The following is a 14847-nucleotide window of genomic DNA, read 5'->3' as shown; positions in this document are numbered from 1 at the left end:
AAACTAAGTTTTGTCCTTTATGACACGATGAATGACAATTTCTTTCGTTACGGATGGTTTTTGTGCTTCCTCTGATTAACCGAAGTAAATCCTAACAACACAAAATGGGTTAGTCCCCCGCTAATAAGAGCCGCGAAGGTCTAACCCCATAATTTGTTACTATTTTAAGAGAGAAGGATTATCCCTGTGTTTCTAGGAATTCTTCTTCAATTGTTGCATGCGGTCCATGGCCTGAACCAAAAGATCGTAGTTTGTAACCTGTTTTCTTAGTGTTGGATGGAGCTTATTATAGGCCACTTTGCAGTCATTGACGAGGTGCTTATCACTCAGCGTTAGGTCGTCGATATTTGGCAGATTGTTGATTTGATGAATGACCTCGGTTACCTTCTCGTTTAAATAAGCAACGCTAAATCTTAAGCTTTCTCGTTCATCTACGGTTTGAACAGTATAATAGATTCTGCCGGCATCAGCACCAAGGTCCAGCTGTTCAAATGTGATTGTTCCGTCTTTTTCAGCCGTCTTCTCTGCTAGAGCAACACTAGCGTCCAAAGACTTATATAATCGAACCGTTTGACCTTTCTTAACTCCTTCAATTGCCACCTTATCCTGGGCTCCAGCATTATTTTCAGCTGTGACAAAATGCATCATAATATTTTCTGTTCTTGGAAGGGCAGCATTTTCGAACATCTGCCATTCATATAAACGAATCGCGCCCCAAGGGGAAGTACCGCTATTATAAATCTGCAGTTTGAATTCCCTTGCTGTAACAGGCTGATCTAAGATCACATCAGTCACAGCCTTCGTGTTATCTTTAATCCGTTTGGCGCTGACCCATTCACCGTTTTCATTTTTATAAAACAGTTCAAAATCAACCGTGTTCATGTTGCTTGCTTCCCCGCCATATTCGGCATGTTCCACACGCCAGCGGCTGATTGTTTTCGTCTCGCCAATATCAATGGTCATGTAACCACTTTTCGCATTCGTAGCACACCATTTACTATTACCGATAGCTGTTCCGTCTAGTGCCTTAGAGGCAGGTTCAGCAGCATTTTCAGCTGAGACCGATGTGACTTTGGCATTCAGCGCGACATTAGGTGAGGTTGGATTGCTCTCAATCTCTGTTGCATCCGTACCCATACCCCAGTCAAACGCGACTTCAGCCGCTTCACCGCGTACGTAATCCTGATTTACCGGAACAACTTTCAGTGAAGTAATATGATCAGCCGATGCATTTTTGATGGTTCGGGTAATATTCGGAGTGTAGAAATAGTTATTCGGTGTCACTCCTAGAAGTGTTTCCACCCCATCCGCATTCTGTTGGTAAACCTCATAATACAATACGTTTTCCTTGTCGGACCAGCCTAGACGTGCCTCAGCTTCAAATGCTGTTTTCGGCATTTTTTCTAAAATTTTTACATTGCTAGGTTTTGAAATAACGGGTGCCGCCGCATCATAGACGGATAGCTGACCTAAATGGATGGAATAGTTGTCCATTTTTTCAGCATTGCTGACTTTAAGACTTAAAGCATAGGCTGTTTTCCCGGCATCCTTTCCAAGATCAACAACCGCTGTCTGCCAGCCATAACCGGACTTAGGCAATGAGTAATATTTCATTTTATCCTGTGCATAGTCTCCACTGTATGCCACACCAAGCGACATATCGGCACCAGACTGGTTTTGGTAAACGACACGGACCTTTGTTGAATCTGTTACTGGTAATTTTGTGCTGTAAAGCATCGTGTCACTGACAGAGCCAGCATCAAGCGCACCGCTTAATTTCAGTGAATTGCCGCCGTTATAGGCCTTATCAAAATCATAGGCAACCTTTATTTTGCTGCCTTCACCACGGGTCCACCAGCGCCAAGTCGGCATGATATCCTGAATCGAGCGGTTATTCCACTCCAGACTACTGGCGATTTTTCCATTTACAAAATATTGCTTTCCGTGTCCGCTGTTAAAATTCGTTGTAAAAGGCTTCGCTTCGATCACTGATGAATCGGTGACAAAACGGGCCATTCCTTTCCAATTAGCAGAGTCGTCTGCTAGTGTAGGGTCGCCCTGCGGACCTGTCCATAAAATGTTTTCTTTTTCATGGAAGTCGGCAGGATCCTTTGCTAACCCCATGGTTGAGTTTGGTGCATAAAGGGCAATCGACACTTTTGGCTGTTTGTTTTCATCCAAGAGTGCATTCGTATTAATTTTTGTATTATAAGAATTCTGTTGAATTTCGAAGCCTGCATAAGCGTCAAATGGGCTGCGGTTATGGCCTTTCATCGTTTCAACCGTTGTGTTGATTTTACTGGGTGTCCAGTTATAGTTTAAAAAGAACTCATCAACGGCATATACCCCATCATTTGCCGGTTTTACATACATGTCATTCTTGCTGTTGATGGAATCCTGATAGTTGATGGCGCCATTGTTATCCTGGGCATCGTACCAGCTTACATTAAGATTTGATTTTCGTTTGATATAGCGCATCATTTCATTCATGCGTTCGGCTGTTTGCTTGCTGACGCCGGATGTTTCCTGATTAAAAAAATAGCCGTCAAAGCCAAAATATTGTGCTACCTCAATCATTTTGTCTGCTACCGGGAAGCTTCCGTCTGCCGTCTGCTTTGTGAACTTTTCTATTTCAGCGACTCCATCCTTGGAACTGCCCCATGGGAAGCCAAGTGTTGCATAGACCGGTACCCCATTGCGGTGAGCGGCATCAACGATTTCCGGTGTTGGAATCGCGAAAATCCCCTCATTGGTGCCTGACCAGTAAATATACGAATCTAGTAATTGCCAGTTATCGAAAGCGTATACATTGAAATCGTTGCTTCCGACAGAGCTTGCCTCATCATGATTCCATGTTGTAATTGCTGCAGAAGTGATTCCGGCCTTTGGATTAGCCAGCGGATTAATCTGAGATCCTTTGAACCGGTGTTGATTTAAAGGGACACTGGCGCGGTTCAATTCTGCATCAGGATCCTTTTCTGGTGACCATTGCAGCAGTGTATCTACCCTGAAAGCTGGAGCAAGCGGCCTTAAACTGAGCTGGCCCGCATAATTCTCATTGACCACATCGGTTCCGTCCCCATTAACCTCGGCTTTTGCCCCATTGGCCCCCATTGAACTAAGTAACATGAACGCTGCAGATACAGATAGAATTCGGCTGTAGAACTTATTTCGTTTTTTCCTCATATTGTGCTCCTTTTGATAAAATTTGTTTCCATTATTGGAAACCCTTTCAATTATTATAAAATTGCGACCACTTTTAAAATAGTGGACTATTAATAGATTTACTGTGCAAATTAAAGGACAAAATGTTCATGTAACCCTTTTTACCTAGATACGGAATAGCCCATAGGAATATGTAACCAGGTGGGTTAAGGTTAAAAATAAACCTGCCAATATGTATGATGCCACTTCGACGTTGGGGATTAATTTCTATGGAACCCCCTATGTAGAACGCTTCTACCTCGACGTTAGAGCTGAAAATTCACTTAAACATCGAAGTAGACGGGCTCTACTTTTGATTCTTTTGCCCAAAATTGATTTTCCCGGTGGAACGGGTTCCACTAAGCCCGATTGGATACCTCTTTCCTGATTTCTTCGACCCCGGATGGTTTTTATGCTTCCCCTAATTATCCGTAAGCCAGGTAAATCCGAACCATAACAAAAGGGGTTAGTCCCCGCAGCGTATAAGCTGCGGCGGACTAACCCCTTACTCTGGGAGAACCCTCCCTGTACTTCTATGGAGCTGGAAATCCGTGGGCCTCGAATTCGTAGATTCTTGCGGCTTGGTCGCCGCCTTGGGTTGGCTTATCGGTCCATAATCGTACATAGCGTGCATTTGTTAAGGTGATACTGTGTTCCGAAACAGCTGCTGTATTGTCCGTTACCTTCACAGCCTCTGTCCAGTTTTCGCCGTCGGTACTTACTTCAATTCTAAATGCCTGGGTATTAAAGGCTTGCGGCTCCCCACCGGCTTGTGCATGGCGAACAACGAATTTTGAAATGGCATATTGACCGCCAAGATCCACCTTTAACCAATGAGGGGCATCTCCTAATGCGCACCATTTACTGTTAACGTTCCCGTCAAAAGCATATTTTGCCGCCTCACTCGGAGCACACTGCCCGCTGGCGATGGCTGTTTTATTCATTGCAACATTTTTAATATCCTTGGCAGCTTCGGAAATGGTAATCAACGCTTCTTTAGTAAGAACACTTTCACCCTCGCTGTTCTTCGCAATCAAGGTGACATGGTAGACGCCTTCTTTTTCATAGGTGACAACCGGATTATTCTCCTTGCTGACAGACGGTGTTCCGCCCTCAAAATGCCATTCCATTTCTTCCGTTACCTCTGATGATGCATTGAAAAATTGAATTTTCTCTCCTGGTGCCGCTACCGTTTTATCCGCACGGAAACCTGCTTCCGGTTTTGGATATGGCGGCCAGTCGAACGTGACGGATGCTGGCTCGCTTCGTTTGAACTCTTTGTTCACCGCAACAATTTCTAAATTGGTGCTGCTTTCCTTCCCGTTCCGCTTCAGATTGGAAAGGTAATAAACATGGTTAGGTGTAGCGCCGACAAACTCTTTTTCATTGTTTGGCAGCTTCCGATAAATTTCATAGTGACTCACATCGGAATCAGACGGCTCCCAAGCAAGCGCGACATCAGCATAGATTCCTTTGTTAAAATCAATGCCGCTTACCTTTGCATGTTTCGAAGAATCGATGGCATTGTGTTTCTCTTGTTTGTTATAAACCTTAATTTCTCCAATATTTGTCGTAAAGTCTTTCACTTCCTGGTCACTATCTACCAAAAGCGAGATGGCTGCGATGTTTTTATCACTGTATTTTTTCAGTTTAAACGAATCGGTCATCCATTGTTGATGACTTTGTTTTTTTACATCGAAAAAGACAAATTGATCGGGATGGTCGGTGAAGCTGACCCCAAGCTTCATGTTCGGCTTTTTCAAATCCGTTTTGTATGTCAGTGAGATTTCCGTATCCTTTTGAATCGGCAGATTGGTTTTATAAAGCTTAATATGAGTGGGATTGTTTGCATCAATGGCGCCTGAAAGCTTTAATGAGCTGCCGCCGAAATATGCGGTTTTCCAATCAAAGTCAACATTAACAGCCTGTCCGCCCTCTTTCAGCCAGCGCCAGGTTGGCAGAATATCCTGCAGACTGCGGTTATTCCATGACTGGCCGCTTACTTGGTTCCCATCGACAGTGAAAAACTTACCGCTGCCCGTATTAAAATGCGTGACAAAAGGAAGTTCCTCAATGGCCGTTTTGGCAGTGAAATAATGGGCCATTCCCTTCCACGCACCGTTATCGTTTGTTGCTGCCGGATTGCCGGACTTTCCAATCCAGAATTCATTTTCCTTTTGATAAAACTGTTCCATTGTTTCAGCCGTCTTAAAGGCCCAATCCGGACGATATATTCCTAAAGATGTAGTAGGTGCTTTGCCCTCAGGGAAAATCCCCTGCCAAGGAATGTTTGTGCGAGTTCCATTTGCTTCCACATCAATCCCGGTATACAAATCATATGGGCTTCTGCCGAGTTCGTTCGCTATATTGGCGGAAGACTGCTGGTCGCGCCACCAGAAGTTTAAAAACATGCTGTCAGAAACACGTGTGTTGCCGTCCTGCAAAAAGCCTTTATTTTTATCAGTCAAAGCATTTTGCCAATTGATACGCCCATCATTTGTCATTGAATCGTACCACATGATCTGCAAATCCTTCTGCTTATGCTGCTGAAGATAAGCGAGGAAGTCCTTCATCCTTTGAGCCGTTTTTGCGTTTCCGCCTTCGGTTTCCTGATTAATAAACCAGCCGTCAAATCCGTAGTAGCTTGCCGCTTCGAGCAGCTTGTCTGCTGCTGGGAAGGAACCATCCTCCCGCTGGGTCAGCATTTGGTTCACCCATTCAGCCTTTCCTCCATAAACAGTTGGAGGAAAGAAGACGTTTCCTAAAATCGGGACGCCGTTTTTATGGGCGGCATCAATCACGTCTGCGCTCGGCGGTACGATAATCCCTTCACCAGCCGATCCTGCCCAATACACCATAAGGTCAACATATTGCCAATAACTAAAAGTGTTTGCATAGAAGTCCTTCCCGCCTTGAGAAGGTACACCGCTGGTATTCGGGTTGAGCGCGGACAAAGCAACCAACTTTGCATCTGACTGAGCATTGTCATTTACTTTGTATAACACGTCCCGTTTGGCTAATGGAATTTGGCTGCGGTTAAACACAGCATTCGGATCCTTCTCCGGAGTCCAGTTCAAAAGTTGTTCGGGATACCAATAAGATGATTCTGGTTGTTTAGCAAAGCCCGCATTTGGCGATAACAGGATGAAACACAAGCCGAAAAAGGCAGCCATCAATAAATGGCTCTTCTTCAAATAAATCATTTTCCATCTCTCCCTTTTCTATTTTTTATAATGAAGCTTTTAAAAGCTAGCCTCCCAATACCTGTTGCTCTCCCTATCCACCATAGAAAGCGCTATCAAAAATAAGCAACATATGTACAAATACTCTATGAATCTATTCTTCTACTACAATATTTGGGGTTGTTTACTTCGTCAATGGGCTTTAAAAATGTAGTGAAGTTTTTTCACTATTTCTAAAATTAATTCATAAAAAAGGTTTATAATGGTGCCCTTCCTAAATTCGACTAAATAAACGGTGCATTTTTTCAAAATTAGGAATAAAAAAATTAAAGCCCCCCCTTTTTACCTACATACAAAATTCCTGATAGGAATATGTAACCAAAAACAGGAAATCGTATTGACCACACTATGTAAACGCTTTAAAGTAGAGGCATATAATTGGTTTCATGTGACTAGATCATACTAGGCATGGAAAACAGTACGAGAGGAATCTCGTCGGTTTTCCATGTCTTTTTGTTTTTCAGCCTTAGAAAAAAATCTAGCACCTCCAATTTTCAGAAGACAGTTAAAGGAGATGTTTTTATCGAGGAAAAGTAATCTATTACCCAAAGGTAAAAAAGCCACTGAATTTAAAAATTTCGCAGAAGGAAGGGTTCAGTAATTGAAAAAGAAAATTTGGTTAAAGCTAGGGATTATTTTTACCATGGTATTTAGTACACTATCCGGGTTAAAAGCAACGGCTGCTTCTGCAGCAGAAACTGTTCCAATCAACTATGAAATCTACCCTGTACCACATAAAACTACCTACCATGAAGGCTCCCTGAAAATCGACAAACCCATCCAAGTCATTTACGACGACACCATTGATTCCGTCACAAGAAAAAAAGTAGAAACTAGTTTTACACACAATGACTACCCGGCCCCAACCATTGGGACACAAGTAACTGATGATAAGATTTCAATTTTAGTAGGGACAAAGGGATCGAACGGCCCTGTAGACACCTATACAGCTAAAAATGTAAACAGTGACGGCATGGATTTTTCAAAAATTGATGCTTATCAGCTGGATGTACAAAAGAATGCCATTACAATCGTAGGAAAAGACACGGACGCCAGCTTTTATGGGGTGGTTACATTAAATTCCATCCTCGCTCAGGCACGTGACAAGGAGATTAGGAATTTAACCATTCAAGACTATGCCAATACGAAAATCAGGGGATTTATTGAAGGGTACTACGGTATACCATGGAGCAATGAGGACCGTAAGTCACTCATGCGATTTGGCGGTCAATTTAAAGCAACTTCGTATGTCTTTGCCCCAAAGGATGACCCCTATCACAGGGAAAAGTGGGATGAGATGTACCCGCCTGAAAAACTTGCAGAAATTAAAGAAATGGCCCGGGTCGGCAATGAAACAAAAACCCGGTTTGTATGGACCATCTCTCCATTAGGTGAAGTCGCACAGATTGCCCAAGCAGGCGGTAACCCAATGCTGAAGCTTGAAGAAAATACAAAAAAAATGCTCGCGAAGTTTGACCAATTATACGATGTGGGTGTTCGTCAATTCGGTGTTTTAGGTGATGATGTTGGCAGGCTGCCGCATGATTATGTCATCGCATTAATGAATTCTGTATCAGAATGGGCAAAAGCCAAAGGTGATGTCTATGATACCTTGTACTGTCCGGCAAGCTACAACTCCAGCTGGGCTTGGAATGCCGCTGAATTGAATGCCTATGAACAAGGATTCGCCAAAAATATCCAAATATTCTGGACAGGATCGACAACCTGTGCGCCAATTGACCAATCAACCATTAATACATTTAAGACAAAAAGTAATAACGGTGTTGAAAGACGGGATCCATTATTCTGGCTCAACTGGCCGGTCAATGATGTCGACATGTCACGCGTCTTTTTAGGAAAAGGTGAAATGCTTCAGCCTGGCATAAAAAATCTTGCTGGTGCGGTAACAAACCCGATGCAGGAAGCAGAAGCTTCAAAGGTAGCGATTTTTGCTGTTGCCGATTATTCATGGAACACGCAAGACTTCAATGCCCAAAAGAGCTGGGAAGACAGCTTTAAATACATCGAACCAGATGCCGCCGCGGAGCTTCATACTTTAGCCAAACACATGTCTGACGCTGATCCTAATGGTCTCAGACTGTCAGAAAGTGAGAATATTAAGAGCTTGCTAGATTCCATCACAGCTAAAGTAAATAATGGAGAATCATTAAAAGCTGTTGCACCAAAAGCAATCTCTGAGCTGCAAATAATTGCTGATGCCGCTGATCAATTTCTGGCAAAAACAAAGAATGAAAAGTTAAAAAACGAGCTAGCGCCTTTTGTCAACGCATTAAGAGACATGGTTCTTGCGGATATTGAGTTGATTAAAACGGCTCTCACTCTTGAAGCGGGAAACAAGGCGGATACTTGGGATCACTATGCCAAAGCAACGGCTTTACGAAACCAAAGTTTAAACTATGACCGCCCCATGTTAAGCGGAACCATGAAAACAGAGCCTGCAAAAAAGCGGCTGCAGCCATTTACCAATAATTTAGAGAACAAGATATCACCTAAGGTCGCTCAGCTGTTAGACCTTCAGAAGGAAGAAACAAAAGCAAGCATATTTACCAATGTAGAGGCTTATCAGAATTTAGCGCTAACCGAAGAAAAAACAGTCACTTCCATCAATGATGCTGGTAAAATTACACTCCATAAAGGTGAATATGTTGGGGTAAAATTAAGCAGAGTCAAGGATGTAACTGACATTTTAGCTCCTTCTGAAAAAGGGCTGACACTAGAATTCTCTTTAAACGGCATCGAGTGGGCTAAGGTAAAAAATAAACCTGCCCGATATGATGCTCGATATGTAAGACTTTTGAACAAACAGGCCAAGCCGGTAGAATTTACCTTGGATCATTTAAAAGTAACCTCGTTTGAGATTGATCCGAAATCAGTAAAAGAAACGAATTACACAAGCATGGAAAATCCATTGGCCCTTTTGGATGGGGATCTCACAACACCTGCTTGGTATAAAAATAGTCAACTAGCTGGAAAGTATATCACGTATGATTTGGGCCAAGAAATCACCCTAAAAAGTTTAAAAGCGGTTATTGCAGAGGCAGAACATGATTATCCACGTCATGCCATTATTGAAGCTTCTTTAAATGGAAGCGATTGGACGACCGTCATGACCTTTGGCAGCCAGGATGGGCCAAATAATGGAGAGGCAAAGAATGAAGATCAGTCCGATGCGATATTTGATCAGCAGGAGTCCCCGTATCGGGCAAAAGAAGTCAGAGATTTAGATCAAAAAGCCAAGTATTTACGCTTTAAACTAACGCAAACGAAAGTCGGATCCGACAAGTGGGTCAGGATGCAGGAATTGATCATCAATGATGGACAATACTACCCTGAAAGCAATGACCCAACGATTACGACCAATGCTGCCGTCAAAACCGGCTCTACCAAGGACCAGCTCATCGATGGCAGTTTGAATACGAAGTTTACGCCGGCCGGAACGGAAGCAGGAGAAATTCTCTACCATATTGGTGAAGCCGGAACAGGCATAACCGGGATTACCATTTTAGAAGATCCAAACAGTCTATCCGGAAGCAAAGTGACTGTCAAAACGACAAAGGGCTGGAGAACGCTTGGAAATATCAAGACAGGATACCAATTCTTTGATACAACAGGGCTGCCGGAGATCTTGGACCTCAAAATCGAATGGCCGGAAGGAAAAGCCCCGACGATTTATGAAATTAAAATCGAGCAATCCTGAATGAGATGTTAAAATAGAGAAATTTTAGCGAATCGAAAAGGTAGCCTACTGTGGCGGAATTTGGTGTGTATAACACAAAAGGAAAACAGTCCATTACAAAAGGGGTTGGTCCCCGCAGCGTACAAGCTGCGGCGGACTAACCCCTTACTGGTTACGCTTTTAAAATTGGCGATTATCGTTTAGTTGAAACAGCAGCAAAGTATTGACTTTGATAAGAAATCCCCCTACAAATATGACATGGAAATTGTCGATAATTGCCTAGGAAATTTGCAGATAATAACCCACTTTTTTGCACGATTTGACTCATCTCACTTGAATTTACATCATTCGATCTATTCCCCGTAATTCTACCACTACTTAAAAGCAACCTTATCTTGCTCCAATTCAGGATTCATCTCATTAACGGAAGCAATTTTTTGGGACTGTAAATTCCTGCTGAAAGAGCAAGGGTCTGACCCAATGTCATTTAATTTCCTTGATTTATATCAAGGAAATTAAAAAATAGGTGCTTTAAAATCAAGTTGCAGTAAAACAAAGGAAGGAAGGAATACATAGGTGAACCATCCATTTAGCTAGTTTCAAGATAAAACATTCAATATAAGGGAGTCTGATTAGCATGAAAAAGATTGGATTATTATTATTAGCAGGAGCATTAACATTAGGTCTAGCAGCTTGCGGAGGATCAGATGAAGGAACAACTCCTAAACAGTCCGAAAAAGCCGCTGAAACAACATCATCGACAGCATCAGATGTACAAGAGTTCACTATCACGGCAAGTAACTGGAAGTTCTCTGCAGATAAAGAGTTGGTTGTAAAAAAAGGGACGAAGGTCAAAATTAACTTATATAACAAAGAGGGGCTTCATTCCATTAGCAACGATGATTTAGGCATTAAAGTTAGTGCCGACGCACCTGCTGAATTTACAGCAGAAAAAACAGGGGAATTCGATTTAAATTGTAATACTGTTTGTGGCGCTGAGAAAGACCATCAAGGAATGAAAATATCACTAAAAATAACTGACTAAGTTTTTAGGTATTTACGGGTCCCCGGCACTGGTCGCTTGTCCCGGGGGCCTTGGTAAGTTACTCAATCTTTCAAGCACAACAAACATCCCAAAACACACTATTTCGCCAATTCTTTTCGATTGGGGGCATGGGGAGGTTCCTCGAACCATTGCCTTTCGATCAGCAAATCCATTCCTTCTTTTCCATATTGCATAATCTCAACCATAAGTTTTGAGTATTCAACGGACAAGTCCACTCTTGAAGATGTGGATAGTGAATGTCCTAAAAAGGTTAACGCCGTTGAGTTTAGCATTGTAATCAAATTTAAAATCAATTTATCTGAATAGGGAGAGATGGTGGACGCTGATATTTCCGTGTTAACCATAGATGCTACTGGCAAATCATCGTTCATTAGCGTATTATTCAAGAATTTAATTTGCTTTTCCGCTAATTTTTTCCCTTTTATTAAATACTTCTTGATACTCTCGTCTTTTACGACCTGTATAAACCCAGTTAGAAAAATCAGGCCAAAATAATTTCTTTCACTATTGAAAAAAATAGCTGTTAGCTCCATCACATTAAGGGGTCTTTGCGGTTCAAACCATTTGGACAAGAAAGTTTCACGATTCTTGGCAAATTCGATACCTTCAGGATAAGGAATCATCGCTGGGCGATCATAAATTCCTTTTTTTAACATAATCGTAATGGCCTTGTTAAATAGGTCATTGGACGAATTCAAGCATGTTGAAAAGAACAAACGTATATCCTCTCGCGTCATGGAAGTAATCACCATTCCATAATTTACAATAGATAAACGACTCATGCCATAAACGTAGCTTAGCGGCAATAAATTGAAAAATAAAGCTGGCGCATCAGAATGATAGTCATCATCGGTAAATCCCTGAGGAATCGGGAATTTTTCTTTCATAAAGATCGTTTGAATTTCACTAAGTTGCTTTTGAGACACTGCTAAAGACTCCTCCAAGAGGGCCTTTATTTCGGCATCCTCCAAATATTTCAACATATGTTTGGTCAGGCAAATCGACATGGATTCGCCGATATATGTGGTCCATAATCCTGTTATTTCAGCTGATGTCAAACCAACCTCATGATTCTTCGTCATATCTCTTCCTCCTACCGGTATCATTGGCATATTTTTCCCCATATCAGATAAACTATGTAAGGTAAAATAATCTTCAGGAATTTCGGGGTCAGCTGCTGCTTTAAAGTGGCGGGGGACCTTTTATTCGTGAATATAGGAAAAAGGAAGCAAACCAGAAGGTTAACCCTTTCATGTATCCATAGGTATGAATTAAAGTATAAACAAAGTTGTTTCTTCCTTTCCATTCAGCTTTTTGGGCACGAGGGCGTGCACAAAAATGGGACGAGGTGCCTGTCCCCCCGTCCCATCAACATATCTCGAATTCTATTTGCGTGGTTCTATCTTAATTAGATAGAACCACGCAATATTAATTAATACTGCTTAATAGCATTTAAGAATCGTTCTACTTCTTCCTCGGAATTGTATGGGGCAAGTCCTGCCCTGATCCAGCCGCCCTTCTCGTTAATTCCTAAAATATCACCTAGGGTTGAAGCATAGAAATGACCATCAGCGACAAAAATCCCATGTTCCTCTGATAATTTTCTACAAATCTCTTGTGGTGTGTATCCATCTATTGTAAAGGCAATCGTAGGTGTCTTTGGTACGGAAGAATCTGCTTGATAAAGAGTGATCTTGTCCATTTTTGCTAAACCAGCCCGCATTTTATCTGCTAGTTTATTTTCATGGGCTTCAATTTGCTTTAAACCTGATAAGATTCGTTCCCTTCTTGTTTCTCCTTCTCCCAAACTAGCAATAAACTCGATCGCAGGTGAAATTCCTGCGATTCCTTCATGATTTAGTGTTCCTGTTTCCAATTTATCAGGTATATAAGTTGGGGCTGGTGAGAGTTTAAAAGGATTCAAGTTTTCAAAGATATTTTTTCGGATGGCTGCTATTCCCACATGAGGGCCAAAGAATTTATAGGATGAGCATAATAAGATATCAGCTCCCATTTGTTCTCGATCGATGGCAATATGTGGTGCGGCATGAACAGCATCAACAGCAACCAAGGCCCCTACATCTTTTGCTCTTTTGGCAACGGTTTCCACATCATTGATTGTTCCTACCGCATTGGAAGCAAGACCAACAGCAACAAGACGGGTATTTTCATTTATCATTTCATTTAAATTGTCTAGTTTTAATGTTAATGTGTCTGGATCAACCTTTATCCACTTGACAGTCACCCCTCTATCTTCGGCCATTGTCAACCAGGTATCCACATTCGCTCGATGATCAATTTCAGTGACGACTATTTCATCACCCTTCCCCCACTTCCTTCCAAGTGCCCGTGCAATAGATAGGGCTAAGGTTGTCATATTTGCACCAAAGGCAATTTCCTCTGGCTTAACATTTAGAAAATCACTAATTATCGCTTTTGCATTTGCGATAATTTCTTCTGTCTCATGACTCGAAGGAAAGGATCCGTGCAAATTAGCTCCACCATTTTCCATATACTTTGTAATAGCTTCTATCGAGGACTTTACTACTTGTGAACCTCCCGGGCCATCAAAATAAACTACTTCTCCGCCATTAAATTCTCTTTTTAAGGCTGGAAACTGATTACGTATTTCTTTAATTGGATAAACCTGTACTTTTTGACTCATTTTATTCATTCCCCTTTCACATATTTAAATTTTGGGTTCAGCCCCCCGTTTCTTTTAAGTGGCGGAGGACTGATCCTTTTATTCCATATTCCCATATTCCCGCTTACTTTCAGATTAAAAGATGTACAATAGGATAAGTTATCCATAAATACAAAAAAATCCTTCCTTTTCTCAAAAAATTAACACTATTTGTTCCGCCAGATAAAGTAACATCGAGGATATTTAAAATAAGCTGCATAACTAGAAATAAATCTCAGTTACGAATACCCTCCAAAGAATTTGGTGTCAGAACCCCAAATTCGATAATAAACTTTGACAAATTAAAGACTAAAAAAACAGAGAGGAACATCTTTCCCTTCTGTTTACCTTTTACGCTTTACCGCTTTATACCTCTATCTAAGCGAGAGTGGGGGCTGACCCCAAATCCAACTAAGAAGCTAGAGAACCGACCCTTGCTTCCGGAAAAATCCTATTCAGGATATCCGCATTTATAACCCGCCAGCTTTCCAAAGAAAGCAAGGAAGGGCAACGTCGCTTTTTGCAGCCAAATGGGCTGCCCAGCCATATAGACTTTACTTTTAACACCGTTAAATAATACAGCGGTATGGAGGGGCTTTATCGATCCATCTGGATTTGCATCCCCTTTTTCCGCGGCTTTAATAATCGTTTCCAATATCACATGAAAGTCCAGGGCCGGAGCTACTCTAACCCGTAAATGCAAATCCTCTTCCCCATCCGGTATGGGATTAATATGGGCAATCCCCGGGCCAAAGCTGACCTCCTCCCCAGCCTGTAAAATGCCGTCCTTGCCATTCAATTGATACCTTGCCACTCCAGAAAGGACATGAAACGTTTCCGTTTGAACCGTATGCACATGAGCCGGCAAAACGGAATTTTCCTTTATAATTTGTTCAACTTCTAGGTATTCGCCATTTGTATCCTCTGCTGTTTTATTGAACTACTCGGCACTGAA

7 protein-coding genes are annotated in these 14847 nt (G+C 41.9%); 2 read left to right on the top strand and 5 right to left on the bottom strand.

What is annotated here, in order from left to right; genetic code table 11:
• Positions 1-192: 192 nt before the first annotated feature.
• Both BSO02S_RS11790 and BSO02S_RS11785 read right to left on the bottom strand, forming a co-directional pair.
• Positions 193-3186 (bottom strand): endo-beta-N-acetylglucosaminidase, encoded by a 2994-nt coding sequence (locus BSO02S_RS11790; protein WP_066067035.1) that lies wholly within the window; start codon positions 3184-3186, stop codon positions 193-195.
• 551 nt (positions 3187-3737) lie between these two features.
• Positions 3738-6407, bottom strand: coding sequence for an endo-beta-N-acetylglucosaminidase (locus tag BSO02S_RS11785; RefSeq protein ID WP_235846910.1), 2670 nt, complete (start codon positions 6405-6407; stop codon positions 3738-3740).
• A 640-nt stretch (positions 6408-7047) separates the two neighbouring features.
• Here BSO02S_RS11785 and BSO02S_RS11780 point away from each other — a divergent pair.
• Together BSO02S_RS11780 and BSO02S_RS11775 are read left to right on the top strand one after the other, a co-directional pair.
• Entirely contained in the window at positions 7048-10164 is a 3117-nt protein-coding gene (locus BSO02S_RS11780) for a glycoside hydrolase family 84 protein (protein ID WP_066067033.1), read from the top strand.
• A 616-nt stretch (positions 10165-10780) separates the two neighbouring features.
• Complete coding sequence (locus tag BSO02S_RS11775; protein ID WP_066067031.1) at positions 10781-11188, top strand: cupredoxin domain-containing protein; 408 nt, start codon at positions 10781-10783, stop codon at positions 11186-11188.
• Between the two features lie 98 nt (positions 11189-11286).
• On the opposite strand, the gene BSO02S_RS11770 is transcribed toward BSO02S_RS11775, so the two are convergent.
• The 3 genes from BSO02S_RS11770 to BSO02S_RS11760 all read right to left on the bottom strand — a co-directional run bounded on the left by BSO02S_RS11770 (position 11287) and on the right by BSO02S_RS11760 (position 14778).
• Entirely contained in the window at positions 11287-12291 is a 1005-nt protein-coding gene (locus BSO02S_RS11770; protein WP_066067029.1) for a DUF3231 family protein, read from the bottom strand.
• Between the two features lie 350 nt (positions 12292-12641).
• Positions 12642-13874 carry a cysteine desulfurase-like protein gene (locus tag BSO02S_RS11765; RefSeq protein ID WP_066067027.1) on the bottom strand — a complete coding sequence of 411 codons (1233 nt, stop codon included), beginning with the start codon at positions 13872-13874 and terminating at the stop codon, positions 12642-12644.
• Between the two features lie 469 nt (positions 13875-14343).
• Positions 14344-14778, bottom strand: a complete 435-nt coding sequence (locus BSO02S_RS11760; RefSeq protein WP_268875997.1) for a cupin domain-containing protein — start codon at positions 14776-14778, stop codon at positions 14344-14346.
• Between the last annotated feature and the right edge of the window lie 69 nt (positions 14779-14847).

The organism is Neobacillus soli NBRC 102451, from assembly GCF_001591665.1.
GTDB lineage: Bacteria > Bacillota > Bacilli > Bacillales > Cytobacillaceae > Neobacillus > Neobacillus soli.
Note: the sequence above shows the minus strand (reverse complement) of the source record. Positions and strands in the feature narration are given on the sequence as shown.